This is a genomic window from Streptomyces sp. Edi2 (assembly GCF_040253635.1).
Taxonomy (GTDB): domain Bacteria; phylum Actinomycetota; class Actinomycetes; order Streptomycetales; family Streptomycetaceae; genus Streptomyces.
The window spans coordinates 225,300-244,403 of record NZ_JBEJGX010000003.1; the positions used below are offsets into that span (position 1 = coordinate 225,300).

18 protein-coding genes and 1 pseudogene are annotated in these 19,104 nt (G+C 68.0%); 6 read left to right on the plus strand and 13 right to left on the minus strand.

Annotated elements, in window-relative coordinates; all coding sequences use genetic code 11:
- Positions 1-46: 46 nt before the first annotated feature.
- Together ABR737_RS04455 and ABR737_RS04460 are read left to right on the plus strand one after the other, a co-directional pair.
- Positions 47-907, plus strand: coding sequence for an alpha/beta fold hydrolase (locus ABR737_RS04455; RefSeq protein WP_350248874.1), 861 nt, complete (start codon positions 47-49; stop codon positions 905-907).
- Positions 904-2,238 (plus strand): cytochrome P450, encoded by a 1,335-nt coding sequence (locus ABR737_RS04460; protein WP_350248875.1) that lies wholly within the window; start codon positions 904-906, stop codon positions 2,236-2,238. Before ABR737_RS04455 ends, ABR737_RS04460 begins: the two co-directional genes overlap by 4 nt.
- A 155-nt stretch (positions 2,239-2,393) precedes the next feature.
- On the opposite strand, the gene ABR737_RS04465 is transcribed toward ABR737_RS04460, so the two are convergent.
- The 8 genes from ABR737_RS04465 to ABR737_RS04500 all read right to left on the minus strand — a co-directional run bounded on the left by ABR737_RS04465 (position 2,394) and on the right by ABR737_RS04500 (position 10,776).
- Positions 2,394-3,002, minus strand: a complete 609-nt coding sequence (locus tag ABR737_RS04465) for a CatB-related O-acetyltransferase (protein ID WP_350256669.1) — start codon at positions 3,000-3,002, stop codon at positions 2,394-2,396.
- A 206-nt stretch (positions 3,003-3,208) separates the two neighbouring features.
- Entirely contained in the window at positions 3,209-4,006 is a 798-nt protein-coding gene (locus ABR737_RS04470) for an HAD-IIB family hydrolase (protein WP_350248876.1), read from the minus strand.
- Positions 4,007-4,021: 15 nt separating this feature from the next.
- On the minus strand, positions 4,022-5,257 hold the full coding sequence (locus tag ABR737_RS04475; protein ID WP_350248877.1) for an MFS transporter: 1,236 nt from the start codon (positions 5,255-5,257) through the stop codon (positions 4,022-4,024).
- Between the two features lie 58 nt (positions 5,258-5,315).
- Complete coding sequence (locus ABR737_RS04480; protein ID WP_350248878.1) at positions 5,316-6,497, minus strand: cytochrome P450; 1,182 nt, start codon at positions 6,495-6,497, stop codon at positions 5,316-5,318.
- Positions 6,498-7,149: 652 nt separating this feature from the next.
- On the minus strand, positions 7,150-7,689 hold the full coding sequence (locus ABR737_RS04485; RefSeq protein WP_350248879.1) for a hypothetical protein: 540 nt from the start codon (positions 7,687-7,689) through the stop codon (positions 7,150-7,152).
- 262 nt (positions 7,690-7,951) lie between these two features.
- Positions 7,952-9,178, minus strand: a complete 1,227-nt coding sequence (locus ABR737_RS04490; protein WP_350248880.1) for a cytochrome P450 — start codon at positions 9,176-9,178, stop codon at positions 7,952-7,954.
- A gap of 34 nt (positions 9,179-9,212) precedes the next feature.
- Positions 9,213-10,577, minus strand: a complete 1,365-nt coding sequence (locus tag ABR737_RS04495; protein WP_350248881.1) for an NAD(P)/FAD-dependent oxidoreductase — start codon at positions 10,575-10,577, stop codon at positions 9,213-9,215.
- Complete coding sequence (locus tag ABR737_RS04500; RefSeq protein WP_350248882.1) at positions 10,567-10,776, minus strand: ferredoxin; 210 nt, start codon at positions 10,774-10,776, stop codon at positions 10,567-10,569. Before ABR737_RS04500 ends, ABR737_RS04495 begins: the two co-directional genes overlap by 11 nt.
- A gap of 856 nt (positions 10,777-11,632) precedes the next feature.
- On the opposite strand from ABR737_RS04500, the gene ABR737_RS04505 reads away from it, so the two are divergent.
- Together ABR737_RS04505 and gntA are read left to right on the plus strand one after the other, a co-directional pair.
- A complete protein-coding gene (locus ABR737_RS04505) occupies positions 11,633-12,214 on the plus strand; it encodes a hypothetical protein (RefSeq protein ID WP_350248883.1) in 582 nt (193 codons plus the stop codon).
- Between the two features lie 398 nt (positions 12,215-12,612).
- On the plus strand, positions 12,613-13,290 hold the full coding sequence (gene gntA, locus ABR737_RS04510; protein WP_350248884.1) for a guanitoxin biosynthesis heme-dependent pre-guanitoxin N-hydroxylase GntA: 678 nt from the start codon (positions 12,613-12,615) through the stop codon (positions 13,288-13,290).
- A 200-nt stretch (positions 13,291-13,490) separates the two neighbouring features.
- Here gntA and ABR737_RS04515 read toward each other — a convergent pair whose 3' ends face one another.
- Positions 13,491-14,156 carry a DUF2238 domain-containing protein gene (locus tag ABR737_RS04515; RefSeq protein ID WP_350248885.1) on the minus strand — a complete coding sequence of 222 codons (666 nt, stop codon included), beginning with the start codon at positions 14,154-14,156 and terminating at the stop codon, positions 13,491-13,493.
- 189 nt (positions 14,157-14,345) lie between these two features.
- Positions 14,346-14,971, minus strand: a pseudogene (locus ABR737_RS04520) (DUF4232 domain-containing protein).
- Between the two features lie 136 nt (positions 14,972-15,107).
- Between ABR737_RS04520 and ABR737_RS04525 the strand changes: the two are divergent.
- Entirely contained in the window at positions 15,108-15,719 is a 612-nt protein-coding gene (locus ABR737_RS04525; RefSeq protein WP_350248886.1) for an HAD family hydrolase, read from the plus strand.
- 31 nt (positions 15,720-15,750) lie between these two features.
- Here the strand turns inward: ABR737_RS04525 and ABR737_RS04530 are convergent, their stop codons facing one another.
- Both ABR737_RS04530 and ABR737_RS04535 read right to left on the minus strand, forming a co-directional pair.
- On the minus strand, positions 15,751-16,479 hold the full coding sequence (locus ABR737_RS04530) for an alpha/beta fold hydrolase (protein WP_350248887.1): 729 nt from the start codon (positions 16,477-16,479) through the stop codon (positions 15,751-15,753).
- Between the two features lie 143 nt (positions 16,480-16,622).
- Entirely contained in the window at positions 16,623-17,039 is a 417-nt protein-coding gene (locus tag ABR737_RS04535; RefSeq protein WP_350248888.1) for a DUF2180 family protein, read from the minus strand.
- A gap of 784 nt (positions 17,040-17,823) precedes the next feature.
- Here ABR737_RS04535 and ABR737_RS43875 point away from each other — a divergent pair.
- Positions 17,824-18,183 (plus strand): CAP domain-containing protein, encoded by a 360-nt coding sequence (locus ABR737_RS43875; RefSeq protein ID WP_502964279.1) that lies wholly within the window; start codon positions 17,824-17,826, stop codon positions 18,181-18,183.
- A gap of 195 nt (positions 18,184-18,378) precedes the next feature.
- Here ABR737_RS43875 and ABR737_RS04545 read toward each other — a convergent pair whose 3' ends face one another.
- A complete protein-coding gene (locus tag ABR737_RS04545; protein ID WP_350248890.1) occupies positions 18,379-19,059 on the minus strand; it encodes a class I SAM-dependent methyltransferase in 681 nt (226 codons plus the stop codon).
- Positions 19,060-19,104: the final 45 nt, after the last annotated feature.

Here is a 19,104-nt window from a genome sequence, read left to right on the forward strand (position 1 = left end):
CGTGGCCCTTGGCCGCCTGCGGGTTCGTCACACCTCTGGAGTGCGCGTGGCTTCCTTCGTACTGCCTCATGCCCTGCACGGACGGGGACCGCACAAGGTCATCGCCGTGCACGGCTGGTTCGCCGACAGGTCCGCCTTCGACCCGGTCCTGCCGGATCTCGATCAGAGCGCCTTCCAGTACGCGCTGGTCGACCTCCGTGGCTATGGCGAGGCGAGGGGCGCGGTCGGCACGTGCACCTCGGGCGAGGGCGCGGCCGATGTGCTCGCGCTCGCCGACCGGCTGGGCTGGGACCGGTTCTCGGTGGTCGGGCATTCGATGGGCGCCAGTGTCGTCCAACGGGTACTGGCCGCGGCTCCGGACCGGGTGCGCAGACTGGTGGGAATCTCGCCGGTGCCTGCCTCCGGGCTGCCGCTGCCACCGCAGCAGTGGGAGTTGTTCTCCTCGGCGGCGCACTCGCCGGAGAACCGGCGGGTCATCATCGATCTCACCACCGGCGGGCAGCGCCCGGCCGCCTGGCTGGACCGGATGGTGCGGCGGTCCCTGGAGTGCAGCGATCCGAAGGCGTTCCGCTCCTGGCTGGATTCCTGGTCCGGGGAGACGTTCTGTGCCGAGGTCGAGGGCTCGGCGGTGCCGGCGCTCGCGGTGACCGGGGCGCTGGATCCCGCGCTGACCGCCGAACTCGCGCGTGCGACATGGATGCGCTGGTACGCCAACAGCCGGCTGGTGGAGCTGCCCTCGGCGGGGCACTACGCCATGGACGAAACCCCGCTGGAGCTGATCCGGGCCGTGGAGGACTTCCTGCGCGCCGACGGGGACGGGGATGGGGATGGGGATGGGGATGGGGACGGCAGCGGCGACAGGGACGGTAGTGGCGACAGGGACGGCGACGGGGCCGAAGCCGGATGACCGTGCCCGCCAGCGGTGCGGCTCAGCCGGATGTGCCCGACGCGCCCGATGTGCCGGACGTCCCGGACGTCCCGGACGTCCCGGACGTCTTCGACCCACGCGGCTACGCGGACGGCCTGCCGCACGCGGCGTACCGGCTGTTGCGTGAGCGGCATCCGGTGGCCTGGCAGGAGGAGCACGAGGTGCTCGGCTGGCCTGCCGGCCCCGGCTTCTGGGCGGTCACGCGCCATGCGGACGTCGTACGGGTGCTCAAGGACGCGGGCAGGTTCTCCTCCCAGCTGGGAGCCACCCAGATCCGCGATCCGGACCCCGCCGATCTGCCGTTCATCCGCCGCATGATGCTCAACCAGGACCCTCCCGGCCACGGGCGGCTGCGGCGCCTGGTCAGCCGTGCCTTCACCCCCCGCCGCATCGAGCGGTTCGGCTCGGCCGTCCGCGAGCGGGCCCGTGACCTGCTGACCTCGGCGGTCGATGCCGCGCATACGGGGAACGGGGTACGCGACCTCGTCACCGATGTCACCGACGACTTCGCGCTGCTCAACCTCGCCGACCTGCTCGGAGTGCCACCCGCTGACCGCGGCCTGCTCCTGGCCTGGACCCGGCGCGTCATCGGCTACCAGGACCCGGACGAGTCGGGCCAGACCGCCCCGGGCCCGGACGGCCGCCTAGCCGACCCGCGGTCCCCGGCGATGCTGCAGGACATGTTCGGCTTCGCGCGTGAGCTGGCTGCCCACAAACGACGGCACCCGGGCGACGATGTCATGACCGTCCTGGCCTCGGACGGCGAACTGGCCACAGCCGAGCTGGAGATGTTCTTCTTCCTGCTGACCATCGCGGGCAATGACACCGTACGCAGCGCGGCCCCCGGCGGCCTGCTGGCACTGGCCCGGCACCCGGACGCATACCGCGGCCTGCGCACCGGTGAGGTGGGGACGGCGACGGTTGTGGAGGAGCTGCTGCGCTGGCATCCGCCGGTGCTCAGCTTCCGCCGGACCGCCGTGTGCGACACCGAGCTGGCCGGACAGCGGATACGCGCCGGCGACAAAGTGGTCGTCTTCCACGGCTCGGCGAACTACGACGAGCGGGCCTTCGCCGCCCCGTACCGCCTGGACCTGTCCCGCTCCCCCAACCCCCATGTCTCGTTCGGTGACGGCCCGCACATCTGCCTGGGTGCCCATCTCGCCCGGCTGCAGTTGCGGGTGCTGTACGAGGAGACGGCTCGCCTGGTGTCCTCCCTGGCGGTCGCCGAGCCTCCCCGGCGGCTGGTGTCGAACTTCATCAACGGGCTGAAGTCGCTGCCTCTGCGGCTGGTGGACGACCCGCACCGGTAGCGGCGGCCAGGGCGGGAAGCGACGCCCTCGCGGATGGGCCGGGGCACGGGGCGTACGCGCGGACGGGGCGTACGCGCGGACGGGCCGGGGCACGGGCTGTGTCCTCGCGGACGGGCAGGCTCACGCACCGGCCCGTGTCATGGCACCGAAGCGCACTACCGCTCCCCGGGGCGCGCCCCCTCCAGTTCGTCGATGCTGCCCGACATGACCGCCGGGAGGTGTGCGGTCAGGTGCTCAACCGGCCAGTCCCACCAGGCCACTGCCAGCAGCCGGGCAATGTCCGCATCGGTGAAGCGACGACGGATGAGGCGGGCCGGGTTGCCTCCGACGATCCCGTAATCCGGGACGTCATCGACGACGACGGACCCGGACGCGACGACCGCGCCGTGACCGATGCGGACGCCGGGCATCACCGTGGCCCGGTATCCGAACCAGACGTCGTGACCGACCACGGTGTCACCCCGGCCGGGCAGGCCGGTGATCAGATCGAAGTGCGCGGCCCAGGATCCGCCCATGATCGGGAAGGGGAATGTCGAGGGGCCGTCCATCCGGTGGTTGGCGCCGTTCATGAGGAACCGCACCCCCTCCCCCAGCGCACAGAACTTCCCGATGACCAGCTTCTCCGGCCCGTATTGGTACAGCACATTGCGGGTCTCGAAGGCCGTCGGGTCGTCCGGATCGTCGTAGTAGGTGAACTCCCCCACCTCGATCAGCGGCGAGGTCACCAGCGGCTTCAGCAGCACCACACGCGGCTGCCCGGGCATCGGGTGCAGCACGGTCGGATCAACGGGAACGGCAGGGCCCACGGTGCTTCCTCCACACACTGCAGCAAACGGGCTCCCATGGTCACAGCCGTCACCGAGGGCGGTCCACTCCCTTTCGCCGGCCGGCCCACCCGGTAGCCGCGTGTCGGGCAGTGGCCGCGTGCCGGGCACGCGGCCACAGAGCCTTCAAGAACCTTCCAGAGCCTTCAACTGACGGCGGGTGCCCCGACGTTGCTCGACAGCGCGTCGATGGCTGCGCCGACATCGGCTCGCGTGATGACCCAGTCCGCGCGCCTTCCGGCCTCCGCTGTGCCGACGCATACCGAATATGCGGCGTTCTCGAACATGCGCAGATCGTTCTGGTCATTGCCGAAGGCGACATATTCCTTGGCGGGAATGTTCAGCGCGAGGAGGGCCGTCGCTTTGTCGACCGCCTTGGGGGACAGGTCCACCAGGTCCTCGGACTGGTGGATATTGATCGTCACACCGAGCTTGGTCAGTTCCGTCAGTGCGACCTCTCCGGCGCCGAACAGAACGACCTTGGCGTATTCCGGCAGTTCCTCCCGGGCCACACGATTCGCCAGGCCCGCCTGGTCGACACGATCAAGGATCTCCCGTTCCTGGGTTACATGGAAACTGTAGTCCCAGGAACTGTCGATAAGGTACTCGAGCTCGTACCGATCGATGATGTCGTTGATCGAGCGCCGAACGCTGTCGCTGAACTTTGTCACCTCGATGCGCCCGTCGGACCGGGTAAACGCGCCGTTGCCGCCGATGAGTGGGACATCGGCCAGCTCGGTGGGAAGCACCGGAATGAGGTCGCGAATCGGGCGGGCCGAGGCAAACAGGATGGGGTGCCCGGCTCGGCACCGTGCGATCGCCTCAACGATCTCGGGCGGAATCTGCGTCCCATTGAAACAGGTGGTGCCGTCGACGTCGAAGACGAACGGTATCCCCTGATCCATCTGCGGCACCTGGTCGGCACCGCCTTTCCGTGCGTGCATCGATTTCCTTCCGGATCAACCTGATGAAATGGTCACGCTATCCGACGGACTCGCTTCCCGTCCGGCAGATGTACGTGCCGAGCGCAGATTGAGGGTAGCTGCGGAGCCCACCGCCAGTATCGATGCAGCGACCATCATCACCACCACTGCCGACTGCCCGGACCACGAGCCCAGGGTGCCCGCCAGGAAAGAGCCGCCCGACGAGCCCACGACGATGATGCCGCCGAGCCAGGAAAACGCCTCGGAGATCTCTCCCTTGGGAATGGAGGCATTCACCAAAGCGAATGTCCACGTCAGGGCCGGTCCCATGAAGAATCCTGCGAAGAAGAAGGAGGATTCCTGGACGAGTACCGGGAAGAACGGCGCGGCCAGCGCCCAGGACGCCGAGAAAGCGGCAAGGACGGCGATCAGTCTCTTGGTGAGATTCCCGATCTTCTCGGTGTCGCCGCCGCTCAAGGTCAGGGCGCCGATGAATGCACCGCAGCCGTGTAAGGACAACAGGATTCCCACACCCCCCACGGACGTGTTCGACTCGGTCAGTCGACCACCCAGGATCGCCATGGCGCCGATCGTGACCCCGATCATCGCGGCACAGCACATCAGAAGCCGGAAAGCGCCGAAGAACAGCGGACCGATGATCCTCCTGAACCCCATGTGCTCGACCCGGTCTTCGGTATCGGCCGTCGGCATCACCTCGATCATCCAGGCACCCAGCAACAGGAAAGCTATACACAGGTAGGACGCGAGACTAGGGTTCAGGGCGATCGCACTTGCCGTGGCCACAAGCGGCGCCACGATAAAGAGAAGTTCCTGTGACGCGGAGTCGAAAGCGTACGCCTTCATCAGCAGGGGACCCCGGACGATTCGAGGCCAGGCGGACCTGAGATACGGTTCGAACGGGGGATTGAAGACACCGGCGACGCCAAGTGCGGCGAAGGCGATAATCATCGAGTGGCCCGAGGCGGCAAAACCCAGGAATCCGAATCCGCTGACAATCGCTGTGAGCCAGATGGCGAGCCGTGCGCGACCGCGGTCGACCATCCGTCCCCAGATGGGTGACCCGGCAGCGGACAGGAGTGAATATACGGCCGCGGCCGCACCGACCGTCAGCCAGCTCTGGTCCATATAGCGAAGCTGCATGGGAATTGCCGCGAGTGCCAGTGCGTTCGGGATCCGTCCGACGAGGGTGCCGGCGGCGAGGCGTGGAACGCGGTTGCTGCGCAGAACATCCACAAAGCCCAGGTTGATCATTAACTCTCCCATCATGGTCAGCCTCCGTACGGCCGGCCTCACGGCGCACGGGCACACGTCAGATTTCATTTACCTCGTAGACTGTCATGCCCATGGCTTTTGCCTTGCTCACCCGCAACACGTCGACGTCGTTCGATGCGATCTTTCTTGCCAGCACAGGAAGGCAGGATTGCAGTACCGCCCGCGCCAGTCGGGCGCCGAGGCAGTAATGCCGTCCGTGCCCGAAAGAAAGGTGGCGATTCGGCTGGCAGTCTTCGTTCGCCTTGAGGAGATTCACCACGACCCTGGCGTCCTCGGGTATGGTGCGGCCACCTAATTCGACGGTCGTGGTGGTACGCCTCGGCGCGAAATGAAAAGGCGGGTCGTCGCGCAGCTGGTTCTCGATGAAGTGTGCCCAGTCCGCCGGTTCAAGCTTTTCGACATCCGCCGGGGACCAGCCCTGGTCATCGATATGAGCGAGACAGGACACCAGAGCAGTCTTCAGGGGCTCGAGCGCACCGGTGAACAGCTGGGTGTACGTCGCGGACACCCCGGTCAGATCCAGTACCTTCTGCTGATGCAGCGCGCGCAGGGCAACGGCGATCCGGTCCTCCCCGTGCAGAAGCCGATCGTCGACGAGAGCTTCCAGCAGACGAATGTGATCCGCCGCGCATTGAGCCTTGCCGGCATCCACGCCAGGCACGGCCAGATAGGCCATCACCGCGTCCGAAACACTCTCGATGATCTCCAATTGCGAGAGGGTGACACCGAGCAAGGTGCGGGTCGCCGCACGGGCGACGGGCAATGCCATATCGGTGATGAGATCCACCCCTGCGGACCTGATGGGCACATCTGCCTGCTGTGCGGCCTCGCGAGTTATCTCGGTCATGAACGAACTGCTCAGAGCGGCCGCCAAAGCCATCCGGACGTGTTGCTGGACTGGCGGATCGGAGAACACCAGCCATTGCGAGAGGAAACTCTCGACATAGTGAACGTCGGCACGTCTGACCTCGGGGACCAGGTGGGTCTTGTGTTTCATCCCCCTGGCGCGGAACCTCTTGTCCGTTAACACCTTGCGTGCGAGAAGTGGCGACATGACGTGCCAGGACTGCGTGGTCGGGTCATACGCGACCTCTCCCTGATCTTCTCGGAGCAATTCGTATGCTTCGCGTGGCGCATGGAGCACATGCTCGTGAAAACTGATCGGACATTTCAATGAGCGGTGCCGACCGTGGTCGGCCACGCCTTCGTCGGAATGCACGCCTTTCTGTCCTCCCCCGTGACCACTTCTCGAAAACCGAGCATTTCGACACTCCAGCGCGCAACCATTGCCCGACTGCGGGCCGACCCATCATGATTCATTGCAGAATTCATGCGTGCCAGGTGGTAATCACCCTTGAAGTGCGTAAGGGCGCAGCTTTATTGCATCGCAGATGAATGCGCAATTGAGGGTACGGGCATGACCGGCACGCTCTCGTACCCCCAGATGCGCACACAGGTCGCACCTACCGAATCGACGAAGCGGCTCTCCGACCCCTTCGAAATCCCCCAAGAATCCGCACTCGCGCATTCACGCATCAATGTGACAGCGCGCGTCACCGAGGCGGCTTCAACCGCCAGTTCCCGCTCGTCACATCAGTCACATGAGCCACATTGATCCACGCTTTCCCCCTCGCCCCCGTGACTCCGCAAACTAGTCAGGAACGCGGAATCTTCGGGATGCTATCACTCGATTTTGGGCGCGGCAATGAGCTTTTAGCGAGTTTTTCCTCGACATCGGATTCGATGATCAGGGGGAAGATCCGTGACGCATAAGATCATGGCGGGGGCGGCCCCCTTCCAGAGGCGGCGAAGGGGATACCCGGAGAGAAAGATCTTCCTGGGGATAAGGCGTAACCGGCAGTCGGGCCGCCCTACGAGGGATGGGCCCGGCGGGTGCAGGTGAACGGCTCATCGATCCAGTAGGTGTCATGCTGCTCGTCGTGGACGACCGAGTACCTGGTGTGCGGATCGCAGAGCTTGTCGATCTGGGCGTGATCCGCGGAACTGATGGTGAACCAGTACTTGTTGGTGTCCGGGCCGATCCTCCGGCACTTGTAGAAGAACCCCTTCATACCGGGGCCGAACACATCGCTGCGGAAGTCAGCGGCCAGCTTCTTGTTCAGATTGATGTTGTCGCAGTCTGCCTTCATGCCCTCGACGCTGATGGTCTCGGCTGCCTCGGTCGTATATCCCTTGGCCGTGTGGGTACCCGACGCCGTCCAGGCCCGCGCCGGCAGGTCGATCTGCTCGGCGACTTCGGCAAGGAAGGGGCTGCGCGGTGCGGCCGGTGTCGTGGTCCCGGCATCCGCCATGCCTACGACGGCGACACCGACACCGACACCGACACCGACAGTCGCCAGCAGAAGGGGCGCGATCCGGATCCCCTTGCGGACCCAGGACGAGTAGGTCACGTTGCGCTCCATTCCGGGCGGGCCCGGCGGTCCTGCTGCCGGCCGGGGACCTGATCGCACCCTAAGACGCCGCGGCGAGTTACTGGTGGGAGCGGCGGCCGACCGAGGCTCGTCTCCCCCATGGTCGACCCGGACGGGCGAAGCATGCACCGTGTCAGCTGGTGTCCAGGCGACAGGGCGTCACCTCCCCTCCCTCCCACGGAGCCTGTGTCCCTACCGACACGCCGGGCATCGCCTCGTGGCAACCGCGCCACCGGCCCCCTCAGGCACCGGCCCGGCCTCGCTCGACGAGCAGGTGCCGGGGGCCGCGCAGTACGGGACTGCGGCGGTAGGGAGGCGGGTCCTCGACCAGCCGGGGGTCGTCGAGGTGCTGGATCAGCTCGTTCAGGGCGATCTGCGCCTCCAGACGGGCGAGCGGCGCGCCGAAGCAGCTGTGGATGCCACTGCCGAAGCCGAGATGCTGGTTGTCGTCGCGGGTCGGGTCGAAGCGGTCGGGGTCATGGAACCGCCGGGGGTCGCGGTTGCCGGACGCCAGCATCAGGATGAGGGGCGCGCCCTTGGGGATGGTGACGCCCGCGACCTCGACATCGGCCAACGGTGTGCGCTGCGGGAGCATCTGCACGGGCGGCTCGTAGCGCAGCAGTTCCTCCACCGCTCGGGGCATCAGGGCGGGTTCGCTGCGGAGGCGGGCCAGCTGGTCGGGGTGGCGCAGCAGGGTCAGGATCCCGTTGGTGATCAGGTTGACGGTGGTCTCGTGACCGGCGATCAGCAGCAGCACGGAAGTGGTCATGATTTCGAGCGGTGTCAGCTGCCCGTCGGAGCTGTCGCTGACGAATGCGGAGAGCATGTCGTCGGACGGATGGGAACGGCGCTTGTCGGCGAGGTCACCGAGGTACAGACCCATCGTCTTCCGGGCCTCGGCGGCGGCCCGTGACCGCGCCTCGGGGTCCTCGCCCGGGGTGGGATCGATTCCGGCGACGATGGCGTCCGACCATCGGCGGAACCGTGGCTCGTCCTCGAGGGGCACTCCCAGGAGACGGCAGATCACGGTGACGGGCAGCGGGTAGGCGAAGTCGTCGACGACGTCGATCCGCTCCTTGTCCGCGAAGTTGCCGATGAGGTCCTTGACGATCCGGGTGATGTCGTCGTGCATACCGGCGATCCGGTCCGGCGTGTGCGGCGGGCCGAAGGAACGCATCGTCAGGTTCCGCAGCCGGTGGTGTTCGGGGTCGTCGAGTCCGATGAAGGCCGGCGAGAGCCCTTCCTCGGCGACGGCGGCCTCGTCCGGGACGGTGCGCTTGCGCCGGTCCGAACTGATCCGCGGGTCGTGCAGCAGAGCTTCGATCTCGTGGTAGGTCCCGACCAGATAGCTGCCGTCCTCCTGCCGTACCACCCCCTCCTCCCGGAGCTCGGCGTACAGCGGGTAGGGGTCGGCGCGGTGGGCATAGTCGGTGATCCGGTGGAACAGGGTGTCCGTGTCCGCAGCCATGCGCGGCGCTCCTCATCGCTAGGGAGTGGCGGTCTCAGCGGGCCGGCTGCACCAGGGTCAGGCGCCGGTCCGGCAGATGGCCGGTGAGCGCGACGGTCGGTCCGTGCGACAGCATCTTCGGGTCCGGCACGTCCGAGGGGACCGGCGCCCGGGAGTCGAGCTGGTCGGCGGCTCCCGGCGCGGGCGGGAACGGCGCTGCCGTCTCGATCAGCCGCTGGTAGTACTCCAGCGACTTGGCCTGGTTCACGCTCACCGCGGCGGTGACGCGTCCTCGGTAGCCGTAGACGGCAACCAGCCGGGCGTCCTTGAGCGACCCCTGGGCGATGACCACCTGGTCGGAGAAGGTGGGTACCCCGACCGACTTGATGTTGAGTCCGAACTGGCTGGACCAGAACGCCGGGACCGTCAGATGAGGGCGTCTGCGCGGCCCGGGATTGACCATGTTGTGGGCCGCGACCTCCGCCTGGGCGACCGCGTTGCCCCAGTGCTCCAGCGAGAGCAGTTGGTACTCGAAGAGCGGATGCGGGAACCGGGCCACGTCGCCGGCGGCGAAGACGTCGTCGGTGACGATTCCGTACATGTCGAAGGCGCGGCACCCCGCGTCGCAGGTCACGCCCCGTGGGCCGGCGGCGAGTCCCGTCTCGGCCAGCCACCCGGTGTTGCGGACCGCGCCGAGGGCCACCACGGCGACATCGGCATCGATCCTCGTACCGTCGGAGAACTGTGCGCCGGTGAGCCGGCCGTTGCCCTCCAGCGCGGTGACCGTCACCCCGCAGCGCAGATCGACGCCGTGGGCACGCTGCAGCTTCGCGGCAAGCGCGCCCAGTGTTCCCCCGAGCGCACCGACCAGCGGCGCCGGGCCCCGCTCCGCGACCGTCACGGCAAGACCGCGCTCCCGGCAGGCGGAGGCGATCTCCGAACCGGTGAACCCGGCGCCGATGACCAGGACGCGTTCCGGCCCGGCGTCCAGACGCTCCACAAGGCGGCCCGCGTCCTCGCCGGTGCGCAGGGTGAACACCCCGTCCATGGCGGCCTCTGCCGGGTTCGGCCAGGGGCGGGCCCGGGTGCCGGTGGCGATCAGCAGCCGGTCGAAGGGCACTTCCTCGCCGTCGGCGAGGAGTACCCGTTTGCCCACCGGATCGAGGCTGGTGGCGCGCACGCCGAGTTTCCAGTGCGCGTCCACGTCACGGCGCCGGGGCAGCCCGGTCTTGTCGGCCGGCACCCTTCCGAGCAGCACCTGTTTGGACAACGGTGGCCTGTCGTACGGGGGGTGTGGTTCGTCGCCGATCAGAGTCAGCGAGCCGACGAACCCCTCGTCACGCAGGGTCTCGGCGGCCCGCAGACCCGCGAGCGAGGCACCGACGACCACGATGCGTCCTTCGCGTGGTTCACCCTGCACCGGGGCCCGCCTCCTCGCCCACGACGATCGCCTGCACCGGACACGCTGCCGCAGCCCGGAGAACACGTTCCCGCTGGTCGTCCGGGACGGCCGGGGTGTACAACAGGGCCTCCTCGCCATGCATCGTGAACACGCGGGGAGCGAGGAAAGCGCACTGTGCATAGCCCTGGCACCGGTTGAGATCAACGACGATGTTCATCCCGCGCCACTCCTCCCACGGCCACACCCGTCGTCTGCCGCCCCGTCCGTCTGCCGACCCGTCGTCTCCGTCCTACAACCGGTCCCGGTGCGGCGCACGTGGTGCCGGGCCATCCGAGGGGTGCGCAGGGTGAGCGGAAGCAGTGGCGCGCGCGGAAGCAGGGGACGGGCGCGTCAGGCGGCGCAGCTGGGGTGACGCGCCTCTGGTGGCGCATCTCTGGCGGCACACCTTTCACCGCCGGGTCGCCCGGCCCACCTGCGGCGACGGGCGGCCGACCGCTGTCTCACACCGGACTTCGCCTCGCCACCCACGACGGCTCGGCTCCCACAACCGCCCGGCACCACGGCACAGCGGCATTACGGCACCTCGGCGTCACGGCACCTCGGCGTCACGGCACCTCGGCGTCACGGCACCTCGGCATCACGGCGTCACGACACCTCGCGTGCCACCCGACTCCGGCAGTTCACGCGGCGCACGCGGAGTTCACGGTGGTCTCTTCGCGACCGGTGAACGGAGAAAACCACAACCGGTCCACCGGAAGAAAGACTCAAAGGAGTGACAACCGGACGGAGTTCACGACCTCTGCCGACAGCGCATGAGGCCACGCCCCATGCCCGTATGGCTCATTCAAGTCCCTTGTCTTGACTGGTGGCGAAGGGTTGGGCAGCATCCGAACACCCCATGATGGTGAGCTTGTTCGGCCGCGGAGCCGACCACCGATGCCCTGTGTGTGGCGATAAAACGGAACGGAACCGGGTTAATCGCGGAGCGGGATGAGTAACATCCAGCCAACCGCAGACCGATCAGGCAAGAGAGAGCAGGCTGTTTCATGTCAGACGCGGATTTCGCTGTCCAGGTGACTGCCAAGCTGAAGAGCATCGCGAAGGAGATCGACGAACTGCAGAAACTCCGGGCGAAGCTGGAAGACCTCCAGCAGCATCTCGGCACGGCATCTTGGGAAGAAGCCGTCGCCCCTCAGCCCTCGGAGGCCGTCACCCCGGTGACAAAACCGGCGACCGTGCCCGCGGCGCGACGCGCGAAGCCTGCCGCGCCGAAGGCCAAGCCGGTAAAGAAGGCCCCGGCCAAGGCGGCGGGGAGCACAAAGAAGGCACGGAAGGCCGCACCGGCACGAGGTAAGGCCCGGCAGCGGAATGCCACCCGCGCCGACCGCGTTCTCGCCCTGCTCGACGGGCAGCCGCGCACGGTGACGGAGCTGACCAAGCTGCTGGCGCAGGAGCACCCGGACCACACGGCACCGGAGACCGCCGTGCGCAACACCCTGGAGACCTCACTCGTCGCCAAGGGCCTGGCACACCGCAGCAAGCAGGGAAGGAGCGTCTTCTACTCCCTCCCCGGAGCCGCTGCCGAGGCCGGCGCCGAGGACCGCGCGGCCAAGGACGCCGACACCTCCGAGGAGGCCGCTCCCGCCCGGGCCTGACCGGCGGCACGCCCCGGGGCGCCCGCCGGGAGACCGGGCGCCGAGGGGCGGCCCGGCGGCGAGGAGCCCGGACGGGGACCCGGCGAGGGGCCGGCGGCGCAGGGCGCGGCGCCGCCACGGCCCACCCTGGCGATCAGGAGCCCGGGCTTCTGAGACGATGAAGATCGACAAGAAGCCTTGCAGTGAGAGCGAACTGCCCGGCGGCCGAGACATCGTCGCGGCCCGATACGGGTCATACCACCGCAAATTACGGTGCTGACGCCGTCGGCGAAGGCAGTCGCAGGGGGGCGATACGGCCGAGTCTTGACGAACCGGCCCTGCCCGATCTTGACTGCCAGGGTCCCACCACCGCAGGGCCCCCACCAGGGGTGTTGCCCCCCTTACCGAAGGTCACGAACATGACGGTTGACGCCACCGCCGCCACCGAAGTCGACGCCTCTGCCGACGTCGGACGGTTCCTGCTCGGCGACGCCTTCCCTTGCCTGGCCGGTCGCTCGGCGTGGCGACAGGGCGGCATCGTTCATCGCCACTACACGTGGTTCGGGGATGACGACACGGCCCGGGAGATGGCCGCTGATCTCCAGGCGTATGTGGAGGCGGTGGACTGGGCCGCCAAGCCCTTCACCAGCTTCGTAGCCACCTTCTCGGGCCCTCTGAACGTGTCGGAGGTCGAGTTCGAGGCGCTGCTGTGGCAGCAGCTGCAGGCGGTCCACGACTATGACAGCCTCACGTACCCGTGGGCCGAAGGCTACGACCCCGATCCGTCGTCCGGAGCCTTCGCTTACAGCGTCGCCGGGCACCCCTTCTTCGTGATCGGGCTGCACGAAACGCACAGCCGCATCGGCCGCCGCCCGCCCTTCCCCATGCTGGCCTTCAACTCCCACGCCCAGTTCGACCGAATAAAGGCCGCGGGCCTGTGGGACCGGCTGCAGGAGAAGATCCGCAAGCAGGACATCGAGCTGCAGGGCAACATCAACCCCAACCTGGTGGAGTACGAGCAGCTCTCCGAGGCCCGTCGCTACTCGGGCCGACGCAAGCCGGCGGACTGGGCCTGTCCCTTCTCCGCCCGGGCGTGAGTCAACTTCTGTGCTTCCAGGGGCAGTTCACACAGTTCTCACGCAGTTCACACCAAGAACTCCGCGAGAAACCGCAAGAAACCGCGAGAACTCCGACGCAATGTGGGGGCGAGGCAGGTCCGCGCCCCCCTGTATGACGGCGGGTGCATGACTGCGGGTGCACGACTGCGGATGTATGACGGCGGACGGCCGGAATGGGATCAGGCGGTCTGCGGTCGCGTGGCCCGGTCCTCCCCCTCCCCGGTGCCGTAGTGGGCGAGCTGGCGGTCGTGGACGCGACTCAGGAGCAGCAGCGAGACGATCGCCCCGAGGAGGGCGCAGGCCATGTCCCACTGGGTGTCCCACTGGTCCCCCTGGGTGGCGAGGAACGCATCGGCCCCGGAGCCGCCGACCAGCGCGCTCCACCACTCGATCAGTTCGAAGAATGCGCTGAAGGCCAGGCATGCGCACACCGTCAGGGGAGCCAGCCAGGCGCTGCCGCGCAGCGGGGAGGTGCGGACCAGAAGTTCGCGGACCAGGATGGCGGGCACGAAGCCCTGCATCAGGTGTCCGATCCGGTCGTAAGGATTGCGGGACAGGTCCAGCACGTCCTGGAGCCAGTGGCCCACGGGCACCTCGGCGTAGGTGTAGTGACCGCCGACGATCAGGATCAGTGCATGCGCGGCGAGCAGGCAGCACAGGAGCGGGCTGAGCGGAAAGCGGCGCCACACCGCGACCAGCAGTGGCAGGCCGGCCATCACCCAGCAGGTCTCCATGACCCAGGTGATCCGGTCATGGGGCTGCAGACCCGACAGGATCAGAGCGAAAAGGACCGCTACGGCCAGCGCCTGGGGAAGCACACGGGAAGTGGTCGGGGTGGCCTTCATGCATCAGCCTCGATCAGCCTCGAAGACATTGGGTGCAGGTCGGCGCGGTGCCGACGCCGGGCGGAGGGAGCGGCCCCGGCCGTAAGACGCAGGTACCCACCGAAGCCCTCATGACGCATGTGCCCAGCGAAACCGGCATGACGCATGTGCCCGCCGAAGCCGCCACCACACCACAGCGGGCCTCCGAGGCTAACCGGCGGCAGGTGACAGAGCGGTGACCGTGAACTCGTCGCCGCATACCTGCAGGCCGGAGGTGCGCGTGGTCATCGCCTCCTTGGAGCCCGGCGGGTACGCCTGCACCAGGTCCGCGCTCTTCCAGCAGCCGGAGCCCTTCGTCCCCTCGCTGACGGTGTGCAGCACCGCGTGTGCGCCGGTGTCGGGAGCAAGCGTGACGGCCTTGCCCGCGCCACCTTCACGGACGGCCGGCTTTCCGATCGGCTGCCGTCCCTGGCCAGGAGCGAGACGCCGGAAAAGCCTCGCAGCGTGCAGGACCGCTTGCCGTTGTTGGTGAGCACCAGCGCATAGCGGATGTTGCCCGCCCCCTGGTCAGGCCGGCCCAGGCTCGTCCGCAGCGACGCGGCCCGGCAGCGGTCCGAGGAGTTGTCCGCGGAAGCGGCCCCCCGCGCCGCGGTCGGCTGACGGCTGACGCCCCACCGGAGCTCTGCGAGCCCGCGGCCGCACCGCCCCCGTTGCCCCCATTGCCCCCGTCGCTGCCGCTGCCACTGCCACTGCTGCCGGACGCCGCGGCCGACCCGGCGTCGGACGAGGCCGCGCGCGACGGATCCTTGGCGCTCTCGGCCTTCCCCTCCTGACACGCGGCGAGCGCGACAGCGGCGGCGGTCGCCTTACTCGTCGTCGCGGCCGGTATCCACGGTCCGACTACGCCGATCCCCTTACTGACGTGCACATGGCGCGTACGATCGGATGTCCCCCCTACGGGAAGGTATCCCCATGAAGAAGACATCCGCCCGCAGAGTCACCTGGCGCACGCTGCTCGCCCTGGGCGGCGTGGCAGCGTTAAGCGTGCCGGCCGCGGGCGCCGCCGAGGGCGCACCGTGCACCGCCGGTGAAGGAGGGCGGGCAGGCGGTTGTGCCGTGGTGTATTTCGACCTCGGCGAGACGCTGGTACACACGGCCGAGGACAAGAGCGTGCGGTACATGCCGGGAGCCGCCCGGTATCTGCGCGCGCTGCGCGCCCGCCATATTCCGGTAGGGCTGATCACCAACGTTCCGTCCTCCTGGGGCGCCACCGACGCGGAGCGCGCAGCGGAGTTGAAGAAGGTGATCGACAAGGACTGGGCGGGCACCAGCCCGTTCGCCTGGTCGGACTTCGGCGACCGGATCTTCACCCCGCGGACCGAGGCGGAACGAAAGCCAGCGTCGGCGTTGTGGAAGCGCGCCAAGAACGCATCGGGTCACTGCCGGGTGGTGTACCAGGCGGAGACACCGGAGGAGGTACAGGTCAGCCGCTCTCTCGGGTACGTTGCCTACCAGGCGACCCGCCCCGAGTGGCCCGCGTACCTGCCGGTCCCGGTGATCACCGCACTCGCGCACCTGCCGTAAGGGGCACAGCAGTCGAAGGGCTGTGAGGTCGTCACTCCGCTGCTGACCGGCTGTAACGCTCCAGTCGGTCAGCCAGCTCCACCGGACGGGACAGCATCGGGAAGTGCCCGCCGTCCATCTCGTCGGGTGCCACCCCCAGGCGTTCGGCCACCACCTCGCGCAGGAACGGTGCCGGGAAGAGGCGGTCCTGACGGCACAACAGGAACCGCGTCGCCACCGCGGGCCAGGCTTCCATCGGCCAGGGCCGCGAGGCAGGGGTGTCGGACTGGCGCCGCCAGCGGACCGCCGCCTCGGCCGCCAGCCGCGGCGGCAGATCCTGGAAGAACGGATCCGCGGCGGAACCCGGCACGGCGGACTCCGGCGTCCCCTCCGCCGCCGGGTCCGCGCCGGCCCGCTGCGCCTCCCGCCCCGCCCGTCTGACCTGCGAGTCCGGGTGACGTGTGGCTCGCCACCACTCCGCCGGCGCCTCACCCGGCAACGGCACCATCGCCGCCAGCAGCACCAGCTGATCCACCGGCACCCGCGCACAGACCAGGGGCGCGGAGAAGCCGGCGAACGAGTGCGCCACCAGCATGAGCCGCCCCCGGCCCGCGACCGCGTGGACGACAGCATCCGCGTACTCGTCCAGGCCTGCCGCATCGTCCTCGCACGGCAGATCCACACTCACCACGTCACGGCCCCGGGTGCGCAGCTCCTCCGCCAGCAGATGCCAGTGCCACGAGTCGCATGCCGCACCGGGAATCAACACAAAGGTCGTCATCGACCGCATCATGCCACCGTCGTCCGTCCGACGTCCGGGCCTCGACCAGATGCTCAGGACAACTCAGGGCTGCGTGCTCAGCGCTCGGCGCTCAGGACTCACGGCTCAGTGCAGGACTCAGAGCTCACCACTCGGTGCTCGGCTCAGGCCGGCTGGGTCGCCCCTCGGCAGACCGTGCACACAATGCGGCGCGCCGGCTCCGGCAGGGTGCTCTGGCCTACGCCCTGCACACGGACCACGGTCTGCGGGGCGGACCAGGCGTGCTGGTCGCACAGCGCGGCGCCGCAGTTCCGGCAGATCGCTACCGCGGCGGCGTTTCCGTTGCCCCTCGCGTTGCCCCTCGCGCAGTCATAGCAGTTCATGGCACATGTCCGATCTCGTGAGGTAGCCGACGCAGACCCAACGGCAATGTACGTCGCGCGGCATGAGGGACGCGAGAAGCGCCGTCCCGGGTCGGGGCGGCTCACCTGACCGCCCCAAGGAGGACGCGGCTGACCGGGACCGCGGTGCGTCAGCTCGCTACGGGTGGCCGTTCCCGTCAGAAGCAGTGCCCGCCACATTCAAGAGCAGGGCCCGCCACATTCACGATCTTCGAATTGTCCTGGCGGACGCGGCCGCGCCCGGCATGGTTCCCGCCACGGATTGCGCGGTGTCGTGACATGCGTCATACGGCATTCCGGTACTAACTAAGCTGGATAGTAGACTCTACCCCAAGGACATAGTGGATTTGTCCGTCTTGGCTGATGAATACCCCGCACGGGGATAAGTGAGATTCGGTCCGTCGCACGCTTTTGCCCGCGCGGCGAGCACATAAAGGATTCTGACGGGTCAACAGGAATTCCCGAAGATCCAGCAGCCGGACCAGCATGCTCCCTCACTCATGGCAAGCACCTCGGAGTCCTACGAAGCGAAGTAGTACTCAGAGTTTGTTGCCTCGCCTGCGCAGCGGTGCCAAGAATGACGAGCCGCAAGGCGTCTCCGCAGCTCAGGCGCGGGAATTGCACAGAGCCAGGCGCACCAGGGACGCTCCGCAATTACCGATTGAGGTCACGCATGACGAAACATCGCAGGACGCGGCGATACCGGCAGATAACCGTCGCCGCCTTGGCCATAGGCGCCGTGGGCGTGCCCTCCGCAGCAATGGCTTGCCTGGGGCAGGAGAATGAGGCCGGCCGGCACCACGGCCATTGGCAGAATGCGTCCTACGATCATCGGCAGGCGAAGGCGAAATGGGGCTCCGAGCCGGCCGCTGGTGCGGCACAGAAGCCCGCCGCTTCTTCCGGCGCCTCGAAAACCACCAGCGCTTCGAAAACCGCGGCCCCGGCGTCCGGCGATGCGGCTCGCGTGGTGGAACTCGTCAACAAGGAGCGCAGCAAGGCCGGGTGCTCCCCGCTGACCGTGAATGCGAAACTGACAAAGGCCGCCCAGGACCACAGCAAGGACATGGCGGACCACAAGAACATGTCGCACACGGGCTCCGACGGCTCCTCCCCGGACGACCGGATCACGCGTGCCGGTTACCACTGGAACTCCTACGGCGAGAACGTGGCCTACGGGTACTCCACACCCGAGAAGGTCATGGCGGGCTGGATGTCCAGCCCCGGCCACAAGCGGAACATCCTGGACTGCTCCTTCAAGGAGATCGGCGTCGGCCTCGCTCAGCCCGGCGATTACTGGACGCAGGACTTCGGCACGGCCGGCTGACCGCCACCAGAGCTCCGGGCGCCCCTACCCCGGCCTCCGTTCCTCAGCCCCTGCGGTGCACATGCGCCACCCAGGAGCCGCGCATGAGCCATGGCGGCGTATGAGTCCCTGCAAAGCGCACGAAGGTCCCCGACCGCATTCCGGCCGGGGGCCTCGGCGCGTCCAGGCCATCAGCGCACCGGCTGAGCACCGCTCTCAGGCCCCGGCGTGCGGGCCGAATGCCGGTGGCCTCTGGTCCTCCCCGGCCGGGCCGATGTCGCCGTTCTTCCACGCCGGGTCGTAGGCGCAGGGCATGGCGGCGTCGCCCATGAAGTACTCCCGGTCCGGGAACCAGGTGAAGGACATGCGCTCGGCCCCGTCGTCCCGCTGGACGAACAGTTCCCATTCCTGGCTCTTCGTGCCCTCACGGTAGGAGGTGACCACCCAGCCGTTGTCCTTCAGGTGCCGGTGCAGTCGGCGGAGGCCGGATTCGGCCTGGCTCGCGGGGACGTGGTCCAGGGCCCAGCTGTGGCTCATCCGGTAGGCGCCGTCGACGGTCTCGTCCGCCAGCCCCAGCGGGCCCCCGTCGTAGCAGAAGGAAGAGCTGAACGTGTTCTCCGTACTGACGCCGATTTTCTCGACACCTGGTTTCACCGTGCGGGTGAACCCCACGACGTCATACATCTTCCGGGATCGCTGGAAGACGCGGCGCGCCATGTCCTCGGGTGCGACGCGGGGAAAGTCCGTCGACCCCCATGAAACCGAGGCGAGCGGGACGATCAGAACGAGGACGACGAGCGCGGCACAGCCGCATCCGAGGGTCTTGAGGACGGATGAGGAGGCCTCGGACTCGCTCGGGGCAGTGGTGGCGTTGGCTGGCATGGTCTCCTCGGGCATACGGGGACGGTATGCCGACCGGGAGCGTGGCGGATGAGCGCGGCA